The following is a 24768-nucleotide window of genomic DNA, read 5'->3' as shown; positions in this document are numbered from 1 at the left end:
GGCACGATTAGTAATCGGGCTACTTCTGTAGCATCATGATAATGACTATGATCAGCACGATCGCCGCAATTACGGCCAGTGCGATCTTCGCGGCGCTGTATGGCCGTTCACCCACTACCTCACCCGTACAGGCGTTGACGGTAAAATGATAGACTTTATTATTGTACTTGTACGTGCTGATCCAGGCTGGCAGCAGCAGGTATTTCAATCCCAGGTTACTATAGGTCGTGTCGATGGCGTCGATCACCTGTTCGTCCCCACCGATGTCGTCGAGAATGGTCTCCCGGATAACGGGTTGCATCCGCCGCTTGGCCTCTTCGAGTCCCTTCTCCGGTTCTACCTGGAAGAGCTCGCTCCGGAATCCGCTGACATATTGTTCGTTGTAGTGCACCAGCGCTTCCAGCTTCCATGGCTCTAGCCGGTTGGCTACATCCTGCGGCAGCGAATGACTCGCCGAGATCAACACATCGTTAAACGCATTCTCCACCGCCCCCGCCACCGGCGACCACGCGGTCTGGCGGACTTCCCGGGTCTGGGTCACAGTGTTGCCATCATCATCCTGCTCCTCATAAGTCTCCGTCACATAATAGTAGTCGCCGCGGCTGCCGGCGTAGTTGGATAGCGTCGCCGCATCATAGCTCCAGTGCGGGATATAGATGCCTTTAAAGCCATGTGCATCTCCGCTCACCATCTTCGTGAGATCGGAAGGCGCCCACCAGAGGCGTTTGAGCCAGGCGCGGAAATCCTCGAGAGCTTTTGCCTGCGGCACGATAAACGGCAGGACATAATGCGGCCGGATGATGGACTTGTTCTGCGCTTCGTTCAACACCAGCGGACTGGCGCAAAACACACAGGTATCGCTATTCACCTCGGGAGGTAGGGTAGTGGAGGCACCGCAGTTCTTACAGGAGACGACCCGCGCTGTCTGCGCCGCCGATCCACCATTCTTGCCCGCGACAAAATCCGCATAATCGAAAGCAACGATGGGACTGGTATCGTCGTCCTTTATCTCGTTGGCGGCGCCGCAATACTGGCAGGTCAAATGATGTGTTCCGGCAGCGAATTGCAGGGTAGCGCCGCAGCTGCTGCATTGCAACGTGCTCAGCGACGCTGCTGTTTGTTCAGTTTGAGCCATGATAAGAAATGATGTTTAGGCGTTGGGTAAGGGCGGTGGCATGTTGCTGAAGATAGAAGCCAGTTCGGGAACGGTATTTGCCGCAGCCCATCCTGCCATGCCCTTCTTCCACACCTGGCTTTGTGCGTTGATCGTACCCGCCGCCACCAGTTGCGACAACTGGTCGGGCGTATAAGGACCAGCTTGTTTGCCGTCTATTGCGGCATAAAAAGGTGTAGCGCCGGGCAGCGGTGGCGGCCCGTCATTACCCTGAACGGTATTGTTGGCAAATACATTTCCCATCTGTCCGCCAACGGCCATCCCCAGCCCCGCACCGATGCCGGCACCCGCCAGACCACCGCCGCCGGGATTGGCAGCCGCCTGCTCCATCGCATTGGCCGCCTGATACTGCGCATAGGCCCCCAGGTTACCAACGATGCCCATGCTGCTGCGTTTGTCCAGGGCTGCCTCCACTTCGGGAGGAAGGGAAATATTTTCGATCAAAAATTTCGTCAGCTCCAGTCCCAGCTCCGTGAATTCCGGCCTTATCTTATCGGTTATTCTTGCACTTACTTCATCATAATTGGCGGCAAGATCGAGAACGGGGATCTTCGCTTCTGCTATCGCGTCCATTCCACGGGAGACCGCCAGGTTGCGCAACTGCTCGTTGATGCCTTCGACGGAAAATTCCGGGTTGGTGGCCGCCACTTCTTTCAGGAAAACGGCAGGGTCCTTTACCCGGAAAGCAAAGCTCCCGAAGGCCCGCAGCCGGATAGGCCCGAACTCCGCATCACGCAGCATGATCGGGTTGCGCGTACCCCATTTCTGGTTGACGAACTGCCGCTGGCTGACAAAGAACACATCCGCTTTGAAAGGGCTGTTAAACCCGTATTTCCATCCCCTCAGCGTGGTCATGATCGGCATGTTCTGCGTCGTAAGCGTATACATCCCCGGCGAGAATACATCCGTAATGGAGCCCTCATTCATAAAGATCGCCCATTGCGACTCCCGCACCGTGAGCTGGCTGTTCATTTTTATCTCATCGTGATAACGCGGGAATTTCCACACGATGGTGTCGCCGGTGGTGTCCACCCATTCTATTATATCTACGAACTCGTTGCGTATCTTATCAAAAAGTCCCATGATGTAGCATTTAATTTATGCAGGGTGAAATTAATAGAAAGCGGATAGATATCCTTCACCGGTCATCAAAAAATCGTTAAATTGTCACCTATGCACCGCGGTGTTCTTACAAATATCCTGCTTATCATCCTGGCGATCAGCTTACTTCTGGATTGGTATGTCTTCTCCGGCCTCAGGACCCTGACGACAGGCTGGCGTTCGCGGCTGGCGGGACGGCTCATTCCCTGGGGCTTCCTTGTCTTTTCCCTCGGCTTAACTATCACTTTCCTGTTCGGCCTCCGGAGTTTTCGCACCGCGGTTGGCATGCGTCCCTTTCACGAATGGGTCCTGTCCTTATTCCTCGCCCTCCTCATCACAAAGCTCTTCTTCTCGATCGTCCTTTTCCTCGGTGATGCCGGCCGCCTTATAGCAGGCCTCGTCAATGCCGTGAACAAACACCACACCGGCCCGGCAATACCTTCCCGCCGCCGCTTCATCAGCGAGATCGCGACGCTTGTAGCCGCTGTCCCCTTCACCGCCTTTCTCTATGGGATGCTGAAAGGGAAGTATGATTATAAACTCCACAAAACGACACTGACCTTCGACGATCTTCCACCGGCCTTCGACGGTTTTACCATCACACAGATCTCGGATATCCATTCGGGTAGTTTCGACAACGCGGCTGGTGTGCAAAGAGGCATCGATCTCGCCAAAGCGCAAAACAGCGATCTGTTCGTCTTCACCGGCGATCTGGTCAATAATGTTGCCTGGGAGATCGAACCCTGGCTCCAGCGGTTCAGCGAACTCAAAGCGCCATACGGTCAATTCTCCATCCTCGGCAATCACGACTATGGCGACTATATCGAATGGGCCAGCAGGGAAGAAAAGGCCCGCAACCTCCAACAGTTGAAAGCGCATCACCAGACCCTGGGCTATCGCCTGCTGCTCGATGAGCATGTCAACATCGAAAAGGACGGTCAGCAGATTTCCCTCATCGGCGTCCAGAACTGGGGCCGCGGCTTCATTCAATTGGGCGATCTCGAAAAGGCCCTGGAAGGCGTCGACCCCACAGCCTTCAAGATCTGTCTTTCCCATGATCCGACCCATTGGGAAGAGAAGATCCGTCATCACCCGGCGAACATCCATCTCACCCTTGCCGGTCATACCCATGGCGCACAGTTCGGTGTGGAGTCGGACAAATGGCGTTGGAGCCCTGTGCAATACCGCTACCTCGACTGGGCCGGTCTTGCGAACGAGAACGGCCGCTATCTCTACGTCAACCGAGGTTTTGGTTTCCTGGCCTTCTCCGGTCGGCTCGGCATCTGGCCCGAGGTTACGGTAATCACGTTGAAGCGGTCGTAGGAGTTTGCACTTAGTTTACGTTAGCAATTTTATTTAAAATCATGTAATAATCACCGGGCATCCGACGTTTGGTACTCATCTGCCCGTTCGCGGTAGTAAAATAATAAGATATGCGAACCGCGATCTTTTCCCTTCAGGGCCGTGAATGGCGCGGCCATCCCGATAACGACAACCTGGACAAGTCGAAGGTGAGCCTGGTGATAGCGCTTGCCGATAAGGCCGTGCTGGCGCCAGATGATTTTTACAGTCAGCTGCGCCAGGATTATCCCCATGCGGAGATCGTCCTTTGCTCGACGGCGGGCGAGATCTTCGGCGATAGCGTTCATGAAGGTTCGGCATCCGTGACGGCGGTCGAATTCGACAAGACGCAGGTCCGATCGGCGATAGTAAATATTGCGGACTTCAACGGCTGCAGCCTTGAAGCGGGAAAGGCGCTGGTAAGTAACTTGATGGCCTTTGATGAGCTTTCGTATATCCTGGTCCTTTCAGACGGCAGCAAGGTCAACGGGAGCGAACTGGTAAAAGGCATCAACAGCCAGGTGCAGGACAGCATTCCGGTCACCGGCGGGCTGGCGGGGGATGGCGCCGCTTTCAAAAGCACGCTTGTGGGACTCAATGCAAAGCCCGGGCATGGACAGATCGTGGCGATTGGATTATACGGCAGTCACCTCCAGGTCTCTCATGGTTCGATGGGCGGTTGGGAATCCTTCGGTCCCGAGCGAACCATCACCCGCAGCAAGGGCAACCAGCTTTTTATGATCGACGACGAATCTGCTCTCCACCTATACAAGAAATACCTGGGCCCCTATGCGGAAGAACTACCCGGATCGGCCCTGCTCTTCCCGTTGATGGTCCGGCTTTCGAATGGGGAAGAGCCGGTGGTGCGCACCATCCTGTCCATCGATGAAGAGTCCGGGAGCATGTTCTTCGCGGGCGACGTTCCGGAAGGCGCCGGCGTTCGGTTTATGAAAGCGAATTTCGACCGGCTGGTCGATGCAGCCAGTGCGGCAGCCAACCAGACCTTGACGGCCCAGCGCGACAGCAAGCCCTCGCTCTCCCTCCTGATCAGTTGTGTAGGCCGGAAGATCATCCTCGCTAGCCGGGTCACCGAAGAGGTGGAGGCAGTGAAAGAGGTTTTTGGGGATAAGACCCTGGTCACCGGTTTCTACTCCTATGGCGAGATCGCCCCGCCATTTGCGCGGACGCAATGCCAGCTGCATAACCAGACGATGACGATCACCAATTTCTCCGAACGATAATCCTGTCGAAATGCCCCTTCATAAATTACTTGTCAGGCAGATCAGGAAACACTTGCCCGAAGAACTGTGGTCCGACGAGCGGCTGACGCGCTTTGCGGAGGCAGTGAATGACTCGTACAATGCTTTTGAAAAGGACAAAGCCCTCGCGGACCATGCTTCCCGCCTCAATGAAGAGGAATATATCCGCATCAATGACAAATTAAAGGCGGAGGTGCTGGGCCGGTGGCAGGCGATAAAAGTGCTCAAGGAAGCCATTGGCCGGCTGGACGAACCACATGTTCAGGGTAGCCCCGCCGGTTCGGATGAGGATAGCCTTAATGCTACCCTCGCTCAACTGGAGGCTCAACTTTCCCGGCAGCGGCAGATCGAGGCCGACCTCATCGAAGCGCGTGAGCAGGCCGAACAGTTTGCCCGGTCGAAGGACAACTTCCTCGCCAATATGAGCCATGAGATCCGCACACCTATGAACGCCGTGCTGGGAATGGCGGGACAACTGGCAAAGACCAACCTCGACGATAAGCAGCGTTTCTACCTCGACACCATCCATTCCGCTTCCGAGAACCTGCTGGTCATCCTCAATGACATCCTCGATCTGACAAAGATAAAGGCGGGGAAACTGGGTCTCGAAAAGATCGGATTCCAGCCCGCCACCGTGATCAACAGAGCCCTGCAGGTGATGATGCACAGGGCCGAAGAAAAGGGGCTGCAATTGCAGATCGATTTCTGCGATCCTCTTCTGTCCGCGGTATTCATCGGCGACCCCTACCGGCTCAACCAGGTATTGCTCAATTTGCTGAGCAATGCGATAAAGTTTACCTCGGAAGGCGGCGTCGGCCTTTCCTGCAGGGTGCTGGAGGATAAGGCCCACTTGCAAAAGATACTCATCGAGGTCGCTGACACCGGTATGGGAATGGACCAAAGCTTCATACAAAACCTCTTCGATAAGTTCACCCAGGAATATGATTCGGTCACCCGCAAGTTCGGCGGCACTGGACTGGGCATGAGCATCTGCAAAGAACTCATCGAACTGATGGGTGGCGAGATCCGCGTCGCCAGCCAGAAAGGGGTCGGCACAACGGTGTCCCTTGTTATCCCCCTGGAAAAAGGCAGTGAGGCCGATCTTTCCTCCCGGGACAAGGCGCCTGTCAACTCCGATATCCTGAAGAACAAAAAGATCCTGCTCGTCGATGACAACGATATGAACCGGCTGGTGGCTATCACCATCCTGGAAAATTACGGCACCATCCTGTTCGAAGCGGCCAACGGCAAGGAAGCGATTGATTTTTTGCGCAGCCAGCCCGTGGACATCGTCCTGTTGGATATTCAGATGCCCGTTATGAGCGGCCTGGAGGCCTCCCAGATCATCCGGAGCGAGATCAGCGCGACCCTGCCGCTCATCGCGCTTACGGCGAATGCTATCCGGGGAGAGAGCGATAAGTGTCTGTCGGCGGGGATGAACGACTATCTTTCAAAACCCTTCGAAGAAGGCGCCTTTATCAATATGCTTTCCCACTGGCTTGCCAAACAACCCATGCAAGCAGACGACGGTGTTGCCAGCGCAGACGGGGCCAACGCCCATCAGTCCGCGGATGAATCCTACCGGCCTGCCTTATACGATTTTCACCGGCTGGAAGCCATCGGTCAGGGCAACCAGGATTTTATAAAAAAGATGATCCGGCTTTTCATCGAGCAGGTTCCAGTGGCGGTGCATGAATTGCAGGTCGCAGCCGCCACCGGGGATTTTGCGGCGGTGCATGAGAAGGCGCATTTGCTGAAGCCCATCCTCCACAACCTTTCCATCGACTCGCTCTACCAGGAGATAAGAGAATTGGAAAGCCTTGCGCTCACCCGGGTCTCATCCGACCGCCTCGACCAGCTCGTGACCACCGTGGCGGATGTAGTCGGCGAAGTCGTGACCAGGCTCCGCGCTATTCAAATCAGCTCAACGCTTTGATCCTTCGGAAAAAAGGAGTATTTTTCGCTTTAACCTATGACCGCCTAACACGCGAAACACCCCGTCCGTATGCTAACTGTTTCCCCTTCAACAGGTTACAGGCCTTTACTTCTATGTATTTGTCTTGGCGGCATCTTCCTCCAACTGCCGGCACAGAACCGATTTATTCATGGTATAGTTGTTAATCAGTCTTCCAGGGAAAAAATTTTCCTTGCCAGTGTTATTTGGAAAAACAACACCAGGGGCGCCGTGACGGATAGTACCGGTCGTTTTCATATTCCCTGGAACAATGTGCCGGATACCCTCATCATCAGCTGTGCAGGCTATTCCACCGTATCCATCCCCGTCAGTCCGCAAGATACCGGTGAATTGACCGTGGAATTACCCGAAAAACAGGCGGAAGAGGTGGTGGTAATGGCAAGATACAACCGGGGGCTGTTCTGGTGGAAAAAGATCGTCCAGCACAAGCAGGTGAATAACCCCTATAAATACCATTCCTTTTCCAGCGACGTGTACAGGAAGCTGGAGCTCGACCTCAACAATGTGACCCGGGAGGGATTGGCGAAGGTGAAGCTCATGAAACCCTTTGGCTTCATCGCGAATGATATTGACAGCGTATCCGGCGACAAGCCTTTTCTGCCGGTGTTCATGAAGGAATCATCCGGCAAATGCTATTACAGCGCACATCCCCGAAAAAGGCGGGAAGAGATCGCTGCTGTCCGCACCAGTGGATTGAAGAATGAAGGCGTACTGCATTTCATCGGGGGCATCGAGCAAAGCATAAATGTGTATGAGAATTATATTACGTTGTTCGGAAAGGAATTCATCAGCCCCCTCAGCAGTTCGGGCGACGCACATTATAACTACCGGGGCGCTGACACGCAGTATATCGACGGTCAGCGGTACCTGCATCTTTTCTTTTCGCCCAAACGCCCTGGTGAGAATACCTTTTCAGGGAATTGTTGGATCCACCAGGCTACCTGGGCCGTCAGCAGTATAGATCTCGATATATCTTCTACGGCAGACATCAACTTCGTTCACCGGTTCACCATCCGGCAGGAATTCGTCCGGCAGCCGGACAATACATGGATCTTTTCCCGGGATCAATTCGTAGTCGAGATATCTCCGCTGAAAAAAGAAAAGTTGTCGCTCATCGCCCGGCAGACCATCCTTTACCGGCAAGTGCAGATCGATCGGCCGGAAATAGCTGCCATCCTGGACAAGAATACCCAGCCTGAACAGATCGTTGTAGCTGCCGATGCGAAGATCCGGCCGGACGCCTGGTGGGACTTGTATCGCCCCGAACCCCTTAGCGTCAATGAAGGGAAAGTCTACAAACTATCGGATACGCTTCAGAGCATCCCCTTATTTCAATCCTATGTCCACACCGCAGAATTCCTCATCGATGGCCGCAAGCCGCTCGGGACAGTAGAGATAGGACCCTGGTATAAATGGATCAGCGGTAACCAGCGCGAAAAGCTGAGGTTGCGCTTCGATTTGGCTACCACCCAAAAGTTCAGCAAACAGCTCTGGCTCCATGGCTATCTTGCCTATGGCGCCGGTGATAACCAATTCAAAGGGCAACTCGAAACCCGCTATAAACTCCCGGGTAATGGCGGATATTCCGTTGAGGCTTCGTACTTGCATGACCTCGACAACGGACGGGCTCGCAACGATGAGGAAGGTGTTTCTACAGACAATCTATTCAGCCAGTTGATCCGCAGGCCCGGCATCCGGCAGAAATTCATCATGGTCACCCAGGAAAGAACCGGGGTCACCAAGGAGTGGGGCAAGGCTTTCTCGGCCCAGTTGCTTCTCAGTCGCAGCACCTATACGACCTTTAATCCCCTGCCGCCGATAAAAATGATCGCGAGCAATGAGAAAGATATTATCAACACCGAATTAGGGCTCCGGCTGCGCTATACTCCCTTCGAACTCGGGTATGCCGTAGGGATCCCGGGGATGGCGGGTGGCGATTACCGCTATCAGAAACTCAACGCCATCATCACCCAAAACGTCCATCTCCCGGGCTGGGGCCACATCAGTTACCAGGTGTACGGAGGGCGGATATGGGGCGATCCGCTGCCATTTATGCTGCTGGAGGTACATCCCGGCAACGAAACTTATTATTATTCCAAACAGGCATTCAACCTCATGAGCCGGTATGAATATGTCAGCGACCGGTATGCCGGGTTTTCCGTTGAACATAATTTTGACAAAAAGTTGTTGAACCTCCTGCCGTTGGTGCGCCGGCTCAAAGTTCGCCAGTTCTGGAATGTAAAAGCGGTGTGGGGCGATCTGTCTGCGGCGGATAAGAAACTCAACCGCTGGGAATATGGTAACTACCGGATGAAATCGCTCAACGGAAGACCCTATATCGAACTGGGTACCGGCCTTGACAATATCTTCAAGTATTTCCGGCTCGATTGTGTATGGCGATTTGCGCCCGTCCGGCCCGTCTACATGGGTACATGGCTTCCCGTCCGGCCAAACCTACCCGGTAATTTCGGGGTCTTTGGCAGCTTTCATATCCAGTTCTGATTCTCCTCCTTACCTGATTCACTTTAGTTCGATCCACACCGGCGCATGATCACTTGACTTCTCCCAACCACGGACATCCTTGTCGACACCCGCGGCATGCAGGCGGCCGGCCACGGCTGGGCTCAACAGGAAGTGGTCGATACGCAGCCCGGCGTTGCGGCCATAGGCATTGCGGAAATAATCCCAGAAAGTATAGATCTTCTCATCCGGGTGCAGCTTCCGGATGGCGTCGGTCCACCCCTGTGCCACGAGCGTATGAAAAGCTGACCGCACCTCCGGCCGGAACAGCGCGTCATCCACCCAGTTCTCCGGCTTATATACGTCCAGCTCGGTCGGCATGACATTGTAATCCCCGGTGAGGATCACGGGCTTACCCGAATGCAACAGCGAGGCCGCATGATGCGTCAGCCGCTCGAACCAGCGCAGCTTATAGTCGAATTTCGGGCCGGGAGCCGGGTTGCCGTTTGGCAGGTACAGACAGCCGACAACGACGCCATCCACCGTGGCCTCGATATAGCGGCTATGTGTATCTTCATCATCACCCGGCAACGTCCGCCGCACCTCTTCGGGCTTGCCGGCCCGTGACAATATGGCTACGCCGTTCCAGCTCTTTTGACCGTGCCAGATGGCTTCGTAGCCCGCGTTGCGGATCTCCTGTTCGGGAAATTTTTCCTGGGGCGCCTTCAATTCCTGTAAGCAGGCGATATCCGGTTTTGTCTCGGCCAGCCAGCGGAGCAGCACCGGCAGCCGGGCAGAGATGCCGTTGACGTTATAGGTAGCGATTTTCATGAGTGCCTTTTGTAGGATAAAATTACTGTAATAGTCGTAAATTGAAGCACCACACACCATCTGTATGCGCTTTAAATCCGGAATCGGCTTCCTCCTCGCGGCTATCCTCTTCGCCTGGCTTTGCATCCACCTGGACACCACACCTGCCCGTGTCAACTCCTCGCCTGCCGCCGGCAGCTTTTCTGCGGCGAGGGCCATGGATCATTTACGCCAGATCGCAAAGGCGCCGCACAGCACCGGTACCCCGGCAAATGCCGCCGTTCGCGCTTATATTCTCAACACCTGCGCGACATGGGGACTCGACACTTCCATCCAGCATGCAACGGCGGTTATCAGCACACGGAATGGGGGAGTGGTGGCAGGGAATGTCTATAACATCGTCGTCCGATTGAAAGGCGCCTCGGGCAGCAAGGCCGTTCTTATCGCGGCTCATTATGACTCCCAGCCCAATGCCCTTGGGGCCGGTGACGACGGGTCGGGCTGCGTCGCTATGCTCGAGACGATCCGCGCCCTGAAAACAGGCCACCCGCTGAAGAATGACATCATTTTCCTGTTCACGGATGACGAAGAGGACGGCCTGCTCGGCGCCTATGCCTTTGTCCGCGAGAACCCCTTGCTGAAGGAAGTGGGTATGGTGCTGAATTTCGATGCGCGGGGCAGCTCGGGGGTCAATGTTCTATCCGAGACGAACAAGGACAACGGCTGGGTCATCGATGGATATGCCCACTGTGCTCACCCCAATGCTTCCTCTCTCAACTATGAGGTGTACAAACGCCTGCCCAACAATACGGATTATACGCCGCTGAAAGGGGCCGGCCTCGCCGGCCTCAATATGGCTTTCATCGATGGCTTTGTCCACTATCACAGTATGACGGACAGGGTCGACAATATCGACCCCAACACGATACAGGAAGAAGGCGACAATATGCTATCTCTCACCCGTTATTTTGGGGATCTCGATATTCGCGATACCAAAGCGCCCGACCTCAGCTTTTTCAATCTCATCGGCAACTGGTTTATCCGGTATCCTGCTTCACTAAACATCATCTTCCTCATCCTTACCAACATCCTGCTGCTGGCCTGCCTCATCAAGGGCGGGTTCACCAGGCTGGTGAAGGCCCGGGGCCTGCTGGCAGGATTTCTGGCCTTTCCACTCGTGCTGCTGCTCCTGTATTTCGCCGGCAATTACGCCCTTCTCGGCATCCGGATAGTATCCCCGCTCTACAATGACTATTACTCCAACACCTATCACCCGGGATATTATTATTTTGCCCTCACGGCCCTCGGTTTTGCAATCTTCACGTTTATCTATCGCTGGCTCCTCCAGCGGTGGAACATGGCCTCGCTTCTCGCGGGCATGCTGATCATACTGGTGATCGTACTCGATGGGCTTTACTTTATCATGCCTACCGCCATCTATTTTCTTTGTTTTCCCTTGCTTATTTTCCAGGCGGGTGGTTATTTTATCTTCTTCGCCAAAAGCACTCCCGCGAGCCGTCAACCCGCATCGTCGACCATCGCGCACCGGCGGCCCGGCTCCACAAAAGAAGCGGCCATCTCCTGGCTGCTGCTGATCCCCGCCATCCTTTTCCTGGCGCCCATTTGCTATATGTTCTTCATCGCATTCGACCTGCAGCCGGCAAGCGCCGCCGTCCCCGTCCTCATCGCCCTCCTGCTCGGCTTCTCGGTGCCCCTGCTGTCGATCATCTTCCGCGAATCCCGGTGGATGGTCCCGGGTACCGCTGCTATCCTGTGCATCATCTCCCTGGCAGCCGGCTTCCTGCATCGCGGTTTTACTCCGGCCGAACCGATGAAGACAAATCTCAATTATTTCGTCGACGCCGACCAGGGCAAGGCCCATTGGCTTTCGTTTGAAGAGAAAGCCGACCATTGGAACAAACAATTCTTTCCAAACGGCAGGCTTCTCCCCATGTCAACGATCATTCCCGGCGGCCATGGGGAGATCCTGGAGAACGAAGCCCCCGTTGAACCCGCGGCTGCGGCCGTCCTCACCATCCGGAAAGACACTATCGAAAACGGGCGGCGGATGCTTTCCCTGCATTGCGATGCCCCACAGGGCGCCAGCTCCATACGCATAGTCCTCGGTGAGCACAACCCGGTGGAGGAGATCATCGTCGATGGCCGCCAGCCTTTCTACGAGGCAACACAACCGAGGAATGCCACCCGGGATTTCGATTGGCACTGGCTCGAATATCGGGGTGTTGGTGCCGAAGGGATTGACCTTACGCTGCAACTAGATCCGCAGAAGAAATGCGATCTCTCCGTCATCAGCCGGAGTCTTGGCATCCCCGCACTCCAGGGATCCAACGGCTATCCGCCCGACATCATCCCCGGTCCGGGTAACTACAGCAATACTATCCTGGTGGTTAAAAAATTCTCTTTTTGAGTTAAAATAATGCCAGCTGCCCTTCGCCCGCCGGCTTATATTTGGCGTCGTCCAACAAAAACTTCCAAAATGAGAACGCTTCTTTTCCTGTTTGCTTGTCTCCTCGACACCGCCCTCTTCGCCGGCAAACCCGCTAACCTCCCGGGCACACCCGGCGCCCCCGGCAACTACGAGGTCAAATCACCTGATGGTTCCCTCGTCGTCCATATTCAGGCCGGCGCCCAACTACAATGGTCCGCCGACCAGGATGGCCAGCCCGTCATCCTCCCTTCCGCCATCGGACTCCAGCTGCAAACCGGCGAGACCCTCGGGGCAAACGTAAAGATTACCGATGCCAAAACCGAAAACGTCAATACCGACTTCACCCCCATCAATTACAAAAAATCCACCATTCACGATCAATACGCGCAACTCACCCTCAACTGCAAAGGCGACTATAGCATCATCTTCCGCGTATACAATGACGCAGTAGCCTATCGTTTCGTCACAAAAAGGAATGGCGAACTGATCATCAAAAACGAAGAAGCGAATTTCAATTTCGCTGCCGATGACAGGGCCTTTATCCCCATTCAGTGGGACTACCGGCGGGGTAAGATATTCAACTCTTCCTTCGAAAATCTCTATCGTGAGATCAATCTTTCGCAGTGGCCCAAAGACTCGCTGGCCTTCCTTCCGCTGTTGGTAGACATTGGGGCCAACAAAAAAGTGGTCATCCTCGAATCCGACCTGGATGATTATCCCGGGATGTACCTCGACCTCAACGCTACGCGTGGGCTCATACGGGCATCGGACTCCGTCCGATGGGGCCTGAAGGGCGTCTATGCACCCTATCCGCTGGACGCGGCGCTCGCCGGCATCAATTACATCCCCGGCAGCCGCGCCGGCTATATCGCCAAAACCACCGGCAGCCGGAATTTTCCCTGGCGTGTCATCGCCATCAGCCGCCAGGATAAAGACCTGCTCAGCCAGGACATCGTACAGAAACTGGCCGCACCGCCAAAACTATCCGACGTCTCCTGGATCAAACCCGGCCAGGTGGCCTGGGACTGGTGGAACAACTGGAACATCACCCACGTCGACTTCAAAGCCGGTATCAACACCGAGACCTACAAATACTACATCGATTTCGCCGCCGCCAATCACCTCCAATACATCGTCATGGATGAAGGCTGGTCGAACGACCTCGATCTGTTCAAGGTTTCTCGCAACATCGATCTGCAGCAGATTATCGATTACGGCAAACAAAAAGGCATCGGCGTCATCCTCTGGGCCACCTGGTATGCTATCAACCGGCAAATGGATTCGGTGTTCCCGCATTATGCCGCCATGGGCGTGAAAGGGTTTAAGATAGACTTCATCGATCGCGACGACCAGGTTGCCATCGCCTCCACTTATGTCATCGCCCAAAAGGCCGCGGCGGCAAAGCTGTTGGTCGACTACCACGGTACGTCCAAACCCACCGGTCTGCCACGCACCTGGCCCAATGTCATCGGTTATGAAGGGGTGAAAGGACTGGAGAACTTCAAATGGGCGGATGAGGACCAGCCCCGTTATGTCGTAAGCATTCCCTTTATCCGAATGATGGCCGGACCGATGGACTACACTCCCGGGGCTATGCGCAACGCCACTAAGGCGACCTACCGGCCGGTCAACAACAACCCGATGGCAAAGGGTACCCGTTGCCAGCAGTTGGCAGAGTACATCGTCTTTGATGCGCCGTTGCAGATGTTATCGGACAACCCCACAATTTATATGAAGGAGCAGGAGTGCACTGACTTCATCGCAAGCATACCAACGACATTCGATGAAACAGTACCGTTAGACGGGAAGGTCGGCGAATACCTGGCATTGGCGCATCGCAAGGGAAAGGACTGGTTTGTCGGTGCGATGACCAACTGGGACGCCCGTGAGATAACCATCGATTGCTCCTTCCTGCCTGAGGGACATTATGTCGCGGAGGTGTTTAAAGACGGAGTCAATGCCGACCGCGACGCTACCGATTATAAAAAGGAAACCATTCGCATCCAACGCGGCGGGAAACTGACCATCCGGCTTGCCCCCGGTGGGGGATGGGCGGCGCATATCCGGCCGGTATAGTCCTATTCATCAACCCCTATGAGTTCGTTGGAAACCAGAAGCGACTTCGCCGACTCCTTGCTTTCGAAATAACAGGCGGTGGCAATGAATTTCTTCACGTGCATCCTTGATTCCGCCGGCAGGTATTGCTGCAGGACCCAGAAATTCCGGCTATGCGCTTTATGGATGGCCCTGTGGACGGGAGCCGGACCGCCATTATAGGCGGCCAGTACGAGCAGCCAGTCGCCGAATTCATGATGGAGATCGCGCAGGTACTTTGCCGCGGCCGTCGTGCTCTTTACAAGGTCTTTTCGTTCGTCCGACTTGCGGTTGACGGCCAATCCCAGTTCGTGGGCCGTGCCCGGCATCAGCTGCCAGGTGCCCTTGGCTCCTACACGGGACACCGCGGTGGATTTCAATTCCGATTCAACCACGGCCAGGTATTTCAATTCCCGCGGCAGCCGGTAACGGTCGAGCACCGAATCGATCACCGCAAAAGGGATCTCGCTTCTCCGCTTGACGATGGTAAGACATTCATCGTTGTTGCGGATATAGGCATTGACAAATCTTATCCCCTTCCTATCTGTGAGGGTAAAGACTGGCTTATCCTTGTGGGTATGGGCAGCCGCAGTGCCTGTATAGAGCACATTTGGGCTGCTTTCGTGGGAGGCATGGCCAGGGTTCGCCGCTGTAGGGGTTGCTACGATAAAGGCGATACTGTAAAAACATAAGGGCATCGGAGACTTCAACATCGTTTTAGTTTTTGAGTAAAACAATGCCGGCCCCAGGATTGGATCAACTTGCGTGCGCGAACCGGATTCTATCCGGTTGCGAAGGGTGAAACATAGAATATTGGCGAGAATTACAGCCTTCCGTGGGTACGGTACAACAGGGGTTTTTCATTTGCGGAAGACTATAACCGAAGAGACAAAGATAATGCACAGAACCCGCTTCCCGCAAGGGTTTCTACTATGGAAAACTACGATGTCAATATGACGGTAAGCGCCTCTTTCTATCCCATTCTTCTACAAGCTTTTGGGTGCCGTCCCATTTTGGTACTGCACCATTAGCAGTGTTAAATCTTCAATAACCCATCTCCACAATCCCCTTATACGTGTCTGTATCCTCCGAATGATGGATCATGAAATCGGCTACATCTGCACGCGAGATACTAAGCGAATTCTTTAGCCATTGGTTCACCGCAAACCGGTAGTGGCCGGTGCCTGCCTTGTTTGTCAGCCGCGGCGGCCGGATGATCGTCCAGTCGAGATCGCTTTCTTTTACCTTGCTTTCCATCAGCCGCAGATCGGCATACATGTGCCGCAACAGCTTCCCCAGGATATTTTTCGCGGCAAATCTTGCAAACGCCGGCATCACCGGGCTTATTTCCACCGCCGACGCAGAGATAAAATAAACGCGGCGCGTACCCCTGCGCTTCATGGCTTCCAGCAGGTTGAGCGCTCCCTGCGAATACAGGGTCGTAGGCTTGTCACCCTTCAACCCGCCGCTGACCCCGATGGCCGAAACGACGACCGTTTCCCCGGATAAATGGGACTCAAAGGTCGAGGGCTGAAGGATATCGCCTCTTACAATGGTCAGATCGGGATGCGTAAGTGGCAGCTTCGACGGTGTTCGCAACACGGCAATTACCCGGTGACCCTCAGCCAGCCCCGCTTCTACGGCTTGTCTGCCGATGCCGCCACCTGCGCCCAGCACTAAAATTGTATTCCGTTGCATAGCCGGTTAAAATTTAAAAATGCTGAGTACAAAGATGATCAGGAACAACAACAGCTCCACCCCTTGAAATACCCCAAGCCGTTGTTTCACTTGCAGGATATTGCCGTTATGCCGGTCGTCATTTGTTTGCAACAGCGACTTTAGCCGATTGCTGTTCCGCCGCAGGACGATGCCCCCGTTGAGGAGGATCAGCAGGACGACCAACATCTTTATCTTAAACCAAAGCATTTGCGCGATGACGCCCTTGAAAATAACCACCATAGCGATGCCGGTGACGATGAGCAGTGCGGCGCCGATACCGATCAGGCGCGGGAATACGGCCACGCTTTCCATTACGCTTGCCGCCCTGGGCTTATCGGTGAGAAGATACCGGGTCAGCCGCCTGTTGATGACGAAATCCGCCAGGATGAAACCCGCCATCATGGTGAACCCGGTGATATGCAATACGAGATCGAGTTGGAGAAATGTTTGTGATGTCATATGAGTAGTGTTTAGATCCTGCCTATGGTTTTGTAAAATGTTTCAGTTTGTCCGGGTTTGTCTGTACATAGATGTTACGAATCTCATCTCCGTCTGTTTCCAGTGCGACAAGGGTTACGGGTTTGTCGCCGGAATAAGTGATGAGGGCGGGCATCCCATTGACGATGGTTGTCTCCTGGTTGAAATCGGGTATTGATTGCCGGAATTTCGGGATGAGCGTGAGGAGAATCCTGACAATAGCGTCCCTTCCTTCGATGGGTTTGGGGAAGGCCGTGATCCGCTGATCCTGCAGGGTGAAGTACGTGCCGCCACCATCGGCAAAAAGCATGATATCCTCTTTCAGGAGATGGATGAGGTCTTCCATGCTTCCTTCCGCAACGGCCTGTAGGAAATTGTGGAGAATCTTTTCGTGTACTTTCATGTCCACTTTGAACCGGCGGGTATCTTTTCCCAGGTTTTCCTTTGCCCTTTTTAGGATTTGCCGGCAGTTGTCGGTCGTTTTGCCGAAGATCTCTGCCAATTCATCATAATCATAGGCGAAGATCTCTTTGAGCAGGAAAATGGCTCTCTCCTGCGGAGTTAGTTTCTCCAGCAGGACGAGCATGCCGATGGACAACGCATGGTAGCTTTCTATCCGGGCGATGGTGGTGGAAGCATGATGATCGGGGAGGGCCTCCGGTAGCCAGATGCCGACGTATTTCTCGCGTTTTATCCGGGCGCTGCTCAGATAGTTGATGCTGGCGTTGGTCACCATCTTTACCAAAAAAGCCTTCCGGTTGCGGACGGCATCGGTATCCGCCTCCATCCATTTGAGAAAGGTATCCTGCACCATGTCCTCCGCGGCGTCGATATTACCCAGCATGTTGTACGCGATGGAGAACAAAAGGGCCTTATACTCAAGGAATAGATCCGATCTGGCATTAGTATTCATATCCATACTCCAATAAGACAATTTAGCCGCATTTTTTGTGACAGGGTCTGCGGGAATCTATTTTCGAGGCCTAAAAAGGCCTCGATTGTACGGGAAAGGTACTACGGGAGTAAAATGATAATATTTCCGTAAAGCACTTTTTCTCCAAATCTTGTTTTATCCACCTTCTTTTACACCTTCTCAATTCATTAAATCTTTAAAAAATGAAAATCCCAAAGACCAGGCTCGCTGTTGCCGCAGGAGCCCTCATGGCGGTTGCAAGCCTGAGCATGATGACACCAACCTTCAACAAGGAACACATGCCTTACCAGGATGACAAACAAATTCTGGGAGCCGGCAGTTCCTTCGATTATCCCCTTTTTACAAAGATGTTCGCCGCGTACAAGACCAACACCGGCGTCGAGATCAACTACCAGTCTGTCGGATCGGGAGCCGGGATCTCCCAGCTGACCAGCAAAACGGTTGATTTTGGCGCTACGGATGCGCCCATGAACGGAAAACAGGATTCAGCGCTCACCAGCGGCCCCGCCATCCACATCCCCGTCACCGCAGGCGCCGTCGTATTGAGCTACAACCTGCCCGATGTGAAGACACAACTCCAATTTAGCCCCGCCGTCCTGGCGGATATTTTCCTGGGGAATATCACTACCTGGAATGACGCGAAGATCGCGGCCATCAACAAAGGGGTAGCTCTTCCTTCTATGCCCATCCTCATCGCGCACCGTTCGGACGGCAGCGGCACTACCAATATCTTCACTACCTATCTGTCCAAGGTCAGCGACCAATGGATGAGCAAGGTAGGGAAGGGCTCTGCCGTTAATTGGCCGGTTGGGCTTGGCGGCAAGGGTAACGAAGGGGTGGCCGGGCTGATCAAACAGACACCGGGCTCCATCGGGTACATCGAACTGGCCTATGCTATCCAGAATAGCATGCCTTATGCGAAAATGCAGAATAAGGCGGGGAAATTCATCAATCCCAGCATCGCCAGCGTCACTGCAGCCGCCGACGTCGCTATCCCCGCGGATTCGAAGGTCTCTCTCACCAATACGGATGCCGCCGCTGGTTACCCCATCTCCGGTTTTTCCTGGGTAGTCCTATACAAGGAGCAGAATTACAACAGCCGTTCAAAGGACCGTGCTACCTACCTCGTGAAGCTTCTCTCCTGGATGATCCACGATGGCCAGAAGTTCAGCACCGATCTCAACTATGCGCCGCTTTCTCCCGCCGCCGTTAAAGTGGGGGATGCCCTGCTCAAATCGGTTACGTATAATGGGAAGCCTGTACTGTAAGTGATAGACATACTATAGTCGACAAAAGGGAGAGGGCAACCTCTCCCTTATTTGTTTGATGTCCCCCTTATGATAACACCTATTTTCCGCCTCCCCCATTCAGCCTATCTTGTGGCACCAATCCAAATCCAATGAAAAGCTTCTCCGTTATCCTATCTATCCTGCTCCTGTCCGGTATCGTCAATGCCCAGGAAAAGCCACTCTCCGGCCCGACGAAGCGCCCCGAACACATCGACCCAACGCCCGACCAGAAGGCCCGTAGGCAGCAGTCCGAAGCTTTCTGCAAGGAACACGACATTCCCATCTTTAAGAATCCGCATGCCCTCTTCGTCGACGCCGAGTCGAAAGTGACGATAAGGGAAACGGACACGGTCCTTGACCGCGCCCTGGCCCTTTGCTACATCGGGATGAAAGGCGAAGGCATGCCCGACGAGCAGCTGGCGGCCGTCGCCAAGGATTGGAAGATCATGGATAAGCTCTCGCCAAAGGAGAAAGAATTCATCGCTGCTGAGCGGCCCACCCCACAGCAGCGTACGGACGCCATCTGGCGCTACGAAAGCCTGCACGTCCTGCTCTGGGCGATGGGGTTCATCGATTCGCTGGGCTATCCCGATCAACAATGCTCTGTGACCAATGACCTGAAAGTCCTGCACGATCTGACGGAGCAGCAACTGCGCGCAAAGGCAACGCTCCGCTCGAAAAAGGAGATCCTCGACCAGGCCGATCTCATCCTGCGTATCCACTGGGCCATCGAAGATGCCCGGGCAAAGGGCGACCCGGTGCCGGGCGGAATTAACCCCGATGTGGTGCAGGAACGATACTGCGCCCTCAACTGGCTTATCCGCAACCTGGGTCTTGACTGGGACGATGTGCAAACAAACACCTGATCCGGTTATCTGGGTTATCTGTGGGAAAATAAAGAACAGAAAGGTGCACGATTATCGCAGTAATCCCGTTATATTCGGCCATAACCCACCAGTTGCATGCCCAATACCCCTTCTACCCCCGATCGAGACAACCTGCCCAAGAGAAACCTGATGGATCATGTTCTTCAGCCACCCTCTTATGGTTGGCAGGACGAGGAGAACAATCTCATCATCCCAACTTCCCGGCAGATCTTCCATGAATTCCTGTTTCGCCTTAACATCTTGCGGACAAAAAAGAACTGGCTGGCCTTCTTTGGCTGGGCCCGTGTGCTTTTGCTTATCCCTTGCTTTGTTTTGTTCTTGTTTCATTATTTCAGCTTCTATCTGCTGGGCATCGCTTTCTTATACGGTATGGTGATCATGGGCACACATGGCACCATCTGGTATCATCGGTATTGCACTCATGGAGCCTACACGTTCAGGAACAACTTTTGGCGCTTCATTACCCGTAATCTTACCATCAATGTTGTTCCGGAAGAGATCTATGTCATTTCGCACCATGTCCATCATGCCAAGTCGGACGAACCCGGTGATCCATACAATGCTTCGGCCGGGTTTTTATATTGTTTCCTGGCAGACGTGAACCATCAACCTATTTCCGTCGATCTTACCGAAGCAGAATACGCGCGCGTCTTGAAATTGATGGAGCACACGGGCGTCCATGCCAATACCTACCGGCAATACAAAAAATGGGGCTCCATCGCCAACCCCACCCGAACCATCGTTGGCTGGCTGTTGAATTGGGCTTTCTGGGGGGCGGTATTTTATTGGCTGGGTGGCCCGGCCCTGTTCTTTACTCTTTTCGGCGCGGCCGGCTTTTGGGCCATTGGCGTTCGGACCTTTAATTATGAAGGACATGGCAAGGGCAAAATGCGGCATCGGGATGGTACCGATTTTCACCGGAAGGATCTTTCTATCAACCAGCTCTGGCCGGGTTACGTGGCCGGGGAATGGCATAACAATCATCATCTTTTCCCCTGTAGCGCCCGCAGCGGGTTTCTCAACTACCAGATGGACCTCGCCTGGTGTTATATCAAATTCATGAACCGCATCGGGGCCGTCAGCGCCTACCGCGACTCAAAACATCTTTTCCTGGCGGAATATCACCAGCCATATCTCGACAGCAAAAAAGCCGAGGTCGTCATTTGAGATATATTTGCCAAAATATAACACATGCCCATCACCTCCGCGGGTCCGGCTGATATCCCCGCCCTCGTCGCCCTCGTAAACAGCGCCTATCGTAGCGAAGGCGGGCAGCAAGGCTGGACGCACGAATCGCACCTCATCTCCGGCTCCCGTACCGATGCCGCCGGCATCCAAGAGTTGTTGCAAACACCGGGCGCGGTCATCCTCAAATACCCCGACGCCAGCGGCGTCATCCTCGGGTGCGTATATCTGCAGCAGGAAGGCGACACTCTCTATCTCGGTCTGCTCAGCGTCCAACCCGCGCAACAAAATGCGGGCATCGGCAGACGACTGCTCGCTGCAGCTGACGACTATGCCTGTCGTCACCACTGCAAGGCCATCAACATCACCGTCATCTCCGTTCGCCACGAGCTCCTTGCCTGGTATCAGCGGCATGGCTATCGCCGCACCGGCGAGATCAAACCCTTTCATGCCGGCGAAAAGTTCGGCATCCAGAAGCAGCCATTGGAGCTCGTAGTATTGGAGAAACCTATACCGGCGTGAAACTGTTAACGGGAGCAACCTTCGCACTTTTGCGAAAATTGCCTATTTTTGAAATACTCCAACTAAAACCTATGTTCAAATGCTAAAAAAAATATTTTGCTTTTCTTCCCTCGCTATCGTTATAGTGATATTCACCTGTCCCATCGGCATTACTTCCTGTACAAAGCAAACGGTTACCGATACGGTTTATTTGAAGAAAACAGATACGCTACGCGTTACGGACACCCTGCAAGAGAAAGATACTGCTATTTCGACGGCTCTTCTGACCGCTAACTCCTGGAAGGCCATTTATGACAGGGCGACTGTCGGGGGAAACATGCTGTATTATGTCAGGGGCGGATCAAGTAATACCATGAACCTCGACAATGAATACATCACCTTCAATTCCAATTATACCGGCGTCTATACCGACGGCAATGGCAATCAAACCACTTTCACCTGGAGTTTCACGGATTCATCCTATACAAAGCTCACCTGGCAATGGAATTCGTCCCCGGCAGCGCTTGTAACTTGGGAAAATGTTTTCTATGATAACGGGGCCCTTCACTATACGGAGTACTATACCAAAAATGGAGTGTATTATTACTCGCAGGAGATAAGGGTGCCTAAATAACTGTGCGCTACGGCGCCGCAGGGGAAAGCCTGTATATCTATCAACTTCAACTGTTGAGGTTGGGTCACGGCGGAGAACAGCGGCAGCCCCTTGCCCAGGGCGAAAGGATGGGTGCGGAGGTGGAAGCGTCGTCCATGCTATGGAATATCCAGTCAATCTCACCGTTGGGGCCACCGACAAACCCATCGGTCCCCGGGGGCAAACGCGACAAAGCATTGAGGAGAATCCGCCTTTTCCCGCCTACCCATCGGCACAGATTTGAAGCGTGTGCCCGGCACGGGCACCTTTCAACTGATCCCCGGATGGCGCGATCTATTTTTCATCCATAAATTTCGTCCGGGATAGAATTTCCTGTGCCTTCTTTAATTTTTCAGGAAACAGTGTTTCTTCGGCTGGGAGGATAGTGTTGGTGACCACAACCACAGGAGGGATCCTTTTTTTCCGGCTTTTTCCGGCGAGATTTTTCTTTTTAGTCACAGTCATATTCAAATTTACCATTTTCTTTTGATTAAAAAACCCAAGAACACAATATTGGCTTTGGGTTCAAAAGGAAGTTCTACATAATCTAATTCATCCTTTATAATTCCCTTGATAATAAAATCTTTATCAAAATTGGAAGAATAGGTTTTCAGGATTCGGGTGTAGAGTTTAGTGCGCTCTTTTGTGCTACCAGTGATGAATATTTCGGCATCCGGGAATTTGCTCGTAAAATCAATAAGGATTTGTACTGTCGTTGCAAGAACTCTTATTATATCACCATTATTGGAATTAGCCTTGTCATCAATCGTGCCATCTGCCATCAGGTCGCCGAATCCCATATTTACTATATTCCGACTACCTGTATGCGCAAACTCAACTGCTTTCTGGATATTTCTCTTTCCAATGCTTGTGAAAGTATACCTGCTGGCGTAGGGACGGTCGTATGGATAGAAGGGTGTATTACTCATAGGGCAAGGCATAATAATTAACTTACAAATCTAGCACTTTCTTGCCAACTCATTCGAGCCATCTCCCAGTCTGCTATTTCATCCGATCAAAAAAATTCCTCCCAAAGCCGCTGATCGTCGCCACCTTTCCATCGGCGCCTCTGGTCATGTTCAGCTCAAAACCGTCCTTTGAGAAAATGGTCGAATCCGAAGATGGGTACATCACCATCTCCTGCCCCTCCCAAAGCCGCTTCACCAGCAGGTGATCGCCCTCTACGCCCACCTGGAGCACCAGCGGCTCGTCGCCCCGCAATTTGTACTTACCCGCGCAGGCGGCCAGCTGCTCTGCGGTCAGCGTGACGATCGTCTTCACCTCAGGGTGATAGAGGTCCTTCCAGCCATACACCGTTGCCACCCCGGCGAGCACTTCGTTCATAATAGCGCCGTTGTCACTGTTGACCATCACCGCCATCCCTTCACCGCCATCCAGCTTTCCGATGTACAGCGACCTGAACCCTTCGTTTGCGCCATTATGCGTAAAAATGCGGGTGCCTCCGACTTTATTGATAAAGACACCCAGCGCCGCATTACTGTCCACATATGGCGTCAGCCGCAGCCGCGTAAAGGTCTGGTTCAGCACTTTCGCCGACTTCCCTTCATACGACAGCTGGGTTTCGATGATATACTTACAGAGATCGGTGGGGTTGGTCCAGAGCCCTGCCGCCGCCTCTTCGGGATAGGTATGGTATTTGCCGGATACGGCCGAACCATCGGCATAATAGGCCGTAGCCAGAAAGACCGCCTTATCCGCCGGTGCAGGCTGCGTATAAAAACTGCCCGTCATGCCCATCGGCTTCAACACCTGCTCGTACATCCAGCGATCGTACGGCTCTTGGGTGACATCCGCTATCACCAACTGCGAGATCGTGATACCCCCACCCGAATACTGCGACCTGATGCCCGGGGCATACATGCTCCGGACGGCATGTGTATTGGCCGGCGGCGCCCCATCCAGGATTTGGGCGACGGTTGGCAGGGTCACCCCCCGCTCATAGCCCGGAAAGCCATGTATCGTCAGCCCGGCCGTATGGCTCAACAGGTTGGCGACGCTTATCTTCTCGCCCTTCGAAAGCGAATCATAAGGGAATTTCCAGGTGGTGAGGTAGGTATTAATATCGGCATACAGATCGATCTTCTTCTCTTGCGCCAGCTTCACCAGCCCGACACCGTTCAGGGACTTGCTGATGGATGCCGCCTGGAAAAGCGTCTGTGGCGTGACGGGACGCTTCTCCGCCGAATCGGCCCAGCCATAGCCCCTCGCCCATTCTATCTTGTAATGGTGCACGACGGCAATGCTAAGCCCATGAACATGATAATGCGCCATCCTTTCCTTCAGGGTATACCATGGATGATCAGTGGTCTGTATCGCGGTGCCCAGGTGTTCCTCTACCGCTTTTATCTTCTTTTCTACTTCGGTGGAGTAGGGTTGCGCAACGGCTACATGAGCCGCGAACAAAATCAGCAATAGGTAGGTTATCTTGGTATTCATATGA

At 53.7% G+C, this 24768-nt stretch carries 21 protein-coding genes; 11 read left to right on the top strand and 10 right to left on the bottom strand.

Annotated features, from left to right (window positions below; genetic code table 11):
- Positions 1-19: 19 nt before the first annotated feature.
- Positions 20-1135, bottom strand: a complete 1116-nt coding sequence (locus IEY39_RS12575) for a TFIIB-type zinc ribbon-containing protein (protein ID WP_188931934.1) — start codon at positions 1133-1135, stop codon at positions 20-22.
- 15 nt (positions 1136-1150) lie between these two features.
- Positions 1151-2257: an SPFH domain-containing protein gene (locus tag IEY39_RS12570; protein WP_188931933.1), complete on the bottom strand. Its 1107-nt coding sequence runs from the start codon at positions 2255-2257 to the stop codon at positions 1151-1153.
- A 90-nt stretch (positions 2258-2347) separates the two neighbouring features.
- On the opposite strand from IEY39_RS12570, the gene IEY39_RS12565 reads away from it, so the two are divergent.
- The 4 genes from IEY39_RS12565 (at position 2348) to IEY39_RS12550 (ending at position 9352) form a co-directional block, all read left to right on the top strand.
- Positions 2348-3598, top strand: a complete 1251-nt coding sequence (locus IEY39_RS12565; RefSeq protein ID WP_188931932.1) for a metallophosphoesterase — start codon at positions 2348-2350, stop codon at positions 3596-3598.
- A 110-nt stretch (positions 3599-3708) separates the two neighbouring features.
- Positions 3709-4857, top strand: a complete 1149-nt coding sequence (locus IEY39_RS12560) for an FIST signal transduction protein (RefSeq protein ID WP_188931931.1) — start codon at positions 3709-3711, stop codon at positions 4855-4857.
- Between the two features lie 10 nt (positions 4858-4867).
- Positions 4868-6811, top strand: coding sequence for an ATP-binding protein (locus IEY39_RS12555; protein ID WP_188931930.1), 1944 nt, complete (start codon positions 4868-4870; stop codon positions 6809-6811).
- Between the two features lie 69 nt (positions 6812-6880).
- Complete coding sequence (locus IEY39_RS12550) at positions 6881-9352, top strand: DUF5686 and carboxypeptidase-like regulatory domain-containing protein (protein ID WP_188931929.1); 2472 nt, start codon at positions 6881-6883, stop codon at positions 9350-9352.
- Positions 9353-9370: 18 nt separating this feature from the next.
- Here the strand turns inward: IEY39_RS12550 and xth are convergent, their stop codons facing one another.
- Positions 9371-10141 carry an exodeoxyribonuclease III gene (gene xth / locus IEY39_RS12545; RefSeq protein WP_188931928.1) on the bottom strand — a complete coding sequence of 257 codons (771 nt, stop codon included), beginning with the start codon at positions 10139-10141 and terminating at the stop codon, positions 9371-9373.
- A gap of 64 nt (positions 10142-10205) precedes the next feature.
- Here xth and IEY39_RS12540 point away from each other — a divergent pair, with 64 nt between their 5' ends.
- Together IEY39_RS12540 and IEY39_RS12535 are read left to right on the top strand one after the other, a co-directional pair.
- On the top strand, positions 10206-12548 hold the full coding sequence (locus IEY39_RS12540) for a M20/M25/M40 family metallo-hydrolase (RefSeq protein WP_188931926.1): 2343 nt from the start codon (positions 10206-10208) through the stop codon (positions 12546-12548).
- A 69-nt stretch (positions 12549-12617) separates the two neighbouring features.
- Entirely contained in the window at positions 12618-14645 is a 2028-nt protein-coding gene (locus IEY39_RS12535) for a retaining alpha-galactosidase (protein ID WP_188931924.1), read from the top strand.
- Positions 14646-14647: 2 nt separating this feature from the next.
- Here the strand turns inward: IEY39_RS12535 and IEY39_RS12530 are convergent, their stop codons facing one another.
- The 4 genes from IEY39_RS12530 to sigJ form a co-directional block, all read right to left on the bottom strand.
- Complete coding sequence (locus tag IEY39_RS12530; RefSeq protein WP_188931922.1) at positions 14648-15376, bottom strand: lytic transglycosylase domain-containing protein; 729 nt, start codon at positions 15374-15376, stop codon at positions 14648-14650.
- Positions 15377-15707: 331 nt separating this feature from the next.
- The gene (locus IEY39_RS12525; RefSeq protein WP_188931920.1) at positions 15708-16361 is read right to left on the bottom strand and encodes an NAD(P)-dependent oxidoreductase; all 654 of its coding nucleotides are present in this window, start codon (positions 16359-16361) and stop codon (positions 15708-15710) included.
- A 6-nt stretch (positions 16362-16367) separates the two neighbouring features.
- Entirely contained in the window at positions 16368-16841 is a 474-nt protein-coding gene (locus IEY39_RS12520) for a hypothetical protein (RefSeq protein ID WP_188931918.1), read from the bottom strand.
- A gap of 22 nt (positions 16842-16863) precedes the next feature.
- Positions 16864-17778: an RNA polymerase sigma factor SigJ gene (gene sigJ, locus IEY39_RS12515; RefSeq protein ID WP_188931916.1), complete on the bottom strand. Its 915-nt coding sequence runs from the start codon at positions 17776-17778 to the stop codon at positions 16864-16866.
- Positions 17779-17975: 197 nt separating this feature from the next.
- Here sigJ and pstS point away from each other — a divergent pair, with 197 nt between their 5' ends.
- The 5 genes from pstS (at position 17976) to IEY39_RS12490 (ending at position 22289) form a co-directional block, all read left to right on the top strand.
- On the top strand, positions 17976-19061 hold the full coding sequence (pstS, locus tag IEY39_RS12510; protein WP_188931914.1) for a phosphate ABC transporter substrate-binding protein PstS: 1086 nt from the start codon (positions 17976-17978) through the stop codon (positions 19059-19061).
- A 131-nt stretch (positions 19062-19192) separates the two neighbouring features.
- Entirely contained in the window at positions 19193-19948 is a 756-nt protein-coding gene (locus tag IEY39_RS12505) for a DUF4272 domain-containing protein (protein ID WP_188931912.1), read from the top strand.
- Positions 19949-20044: 96 nt separating this feature from the next.
- Entirely contained in the window at positions 20045-21136 is a 1092-nt protein-coding gene (locus IEY39_RS12500) for a fatty acid desaturase (RefSeq protein WP_188931910.1), read from the top strand.
- A 24-nt stretch (positions 21137-21160) separates the two neighbouring features.
- Entirely contained in the window at positions 21161-21676 is a 516-nt protein-coding gene (locus tag IEY39_RS12495; protein ID WP_188931908.1) for a GNAT family N-acetyltransferase, read from the top strand.
- A 79-nt stretch (positions 21677-21755) separates the two neighbouring features.
- A complete protein-coding gene (locus tag IEY39_RS12490) occupies positions 21756-22289 on the top strand; it encodes a hypothetical protein (protein ID WP_188931900.1) in 534 nt (177 codons plus the stop codon).
- A 312-nt stretch (positions 22290-22601) separates the two neighbouring features.
- Here the strand turns inward: IEY39_RS12490 and IEY39_RS29780 are convergent, their stop codons facing one another.
- From IEY39_RS29780 to IEY39_RS12480, 3 genes are all read right to left on the bottom strand, one after another.
- Positions 22602-22778 (bottom strand): hypothetical protein, encoded by a 177-nt coding sequence (locus IEY39_RS29780; protein WP_229688888.1) that lies wholly within the window; start codon positions 22776-22778, stop codon positions 22602-22604.
- A 2-nt stretch (positions 22779-22780) separates the two neighbouring features.
- Positions 22781-23236: a DUF6934 family protein gene (locus tag IEY39_RS12485; protein ID WP_188931898.1), complete on the bottom strand. Its 456-nt coding sequence runs from the start codon at positions 23234-23236 to the stop codon at positions 22781-22783.
- Between the two features lie 73 nt (positions 23237-23309).
- Complete coding sequence (locus IEY39_RS12480; RefSeq protein ID WP_188931895.1) at positions 23310-24764, bottom strand: serine hydrolase domain-containing protein; 1455 nt, start codon at positions 24762-24764, stop codon at positions 23310-23312.
- Between the last annotated feature and the right edge of the window lie 4 nt (positions 24765-24768).

It is taken from the genome of Puia dinghuensis (assembly GCF_014642875.1).
GTDB lineage: Bacteria > Bacteroidota > Bacteroidia > Chitinophagales > Chitinophagaceae > Puia > Puia dinghuensis.
This window is presented reverse-complemented; position numbering and strand designations above follow the sequence as displayed.

Bases quoted from the DNA above. Each gene is read 5' to 3' on its own strand.
- IEY39_RS12575 (WP_188931934.1), bottom strand. From the start codon at position 1,135: ATGGCTCAAACTGAACAAACAGCAGCGTCGCTGAGCACGTTGCAATGC.
- IEY39_RS12570 (WP_188931933.1), bottom strand. From the start codon at position 2,257: ATGGGACTTTTTGATAAGATACGCAACGAGTTCGTAGATATAATAGAA.
- IEY39_RS12565 (WP_188931932.1), top strand. From the start codon at position 2,348: ATGCACCGCGGTGTTCTTACAAATATCCTGCTTATCATCCTGGCGATC.
- IEY39_RS12560 (WP_188931931.1), top strand. From the start codon at position 3,709: ATGCGAACCGCGATCTTTTCCCTTCAGGGCCGTGAATGGCGCGGCCAT.
- IEY39_RS12555 (WP_188931930.1), top strand. From the start codon at position 4,868: ATGCCCCTTCATAAATTACTTGTCAGGCAGATCAGGAAACACTTGCCC.
- IEY39_RS12550 (WP_188931929.1), top strand. From the start codon at position 6,881: ATGCTAACTGTTTCCCCTTCAACAGGTTACAGGCCTTTACTTCTATGT.
- xth (WP_188931928.1), bottom strand. From the start codon at position 10,141: ATGAAAATCGCTACCTATAACGTCAACGGCATCTCTGCCCGGCTGCCG.
- IEY39_RS12540 (WP_188931926.1), top strand. From the start codon at position 10,206: ATGCGCTTTAAATCCGGAATCGGCTTCCTCCTCGCGGCTATCCTCTTC.
- IEY39_RS12535 (WP_188931924.1), top strand. From the start codon at position 12,618: ATGAGAACGCTTCTTTTCCTGTTTGCTTGTCTCCTCGACACCGCCCTC.
- IEY39_RS12530 (WP_188931922.1), bottom strand. From the start codon at position 15,376: ATGTTGAAGTCTCCGATGCCCTTATGTTTTTACAGTATCGCCTTTATC.
- IEY39_RS12525 (WP_188931920.1), bottom strand. From the start codon at position 16,361: ATGCAACGGAATACAATTTTAGTGCTGGGCGCAGGTGGCGGCATCGGC.
- IEY39_RS12520 (WP_188931918.1), bottom strand. From the start codon at position 16,841: ATGACATCACAAACATTTCTCCAACTCGATCTCGTATTGCATATCACC.
- sigJ (WP_188931916.1), bottom strand. From the start codon at position 17,778: ATGGATATGAATACTAATGCCAGATCGGATCTATTCCTTGAGTATAAG.
- pstS (WP_188931914.1), top strand. From the start codon at position 17,976: ATGAAAATCCCAAAGACCAGGCTCGCTGTTGCCGCAGGAGCCCTCATG.
- IEY39_RS12505 (WP_188931912.1), top strand. From the start codon at position 19,193: ATGAAAAGCTTCTCCGTTATCCTATCTATCCTGCTCCTGTCCGGTATC.
- IEY39_RS12500 (WP_188931910.1), top strand. From the start codon at position 20,045: ATGCCCAATACCCCTTCTACCCCCGATCGAGACAACCTGCCCAAGAGA.
- IEY39_RS12495 (WP_188931908.1), top strand. From the start codon at position 21,161: ATGCCCATCACCTCCGCGGGTCCGGCTGATATCCCCGCCCTCGTCGCC.
- IEY39_RS12490 (WP_188931900.1), top strand. From the start codon at position 21,756: ATGCTAAAAAAAATATTTTGCTTTTCTTCCCTCGCTATCGTTATAGTG.
- IEY39_RS12485 (WP_188931898.1), bottom strand. From the start codon at position 23,236: ATGAGTAATACACCCTTCTATCCATACGACCGTCCCTACGCCAGCAGG.
- IEY39_RS12480 (WP_188931895.1), bottom strand. From the start codon at position 24,764: ATGAATACCAAGATAACCTACCTATTGCTGATTTTGTTCGCGGCTCAT.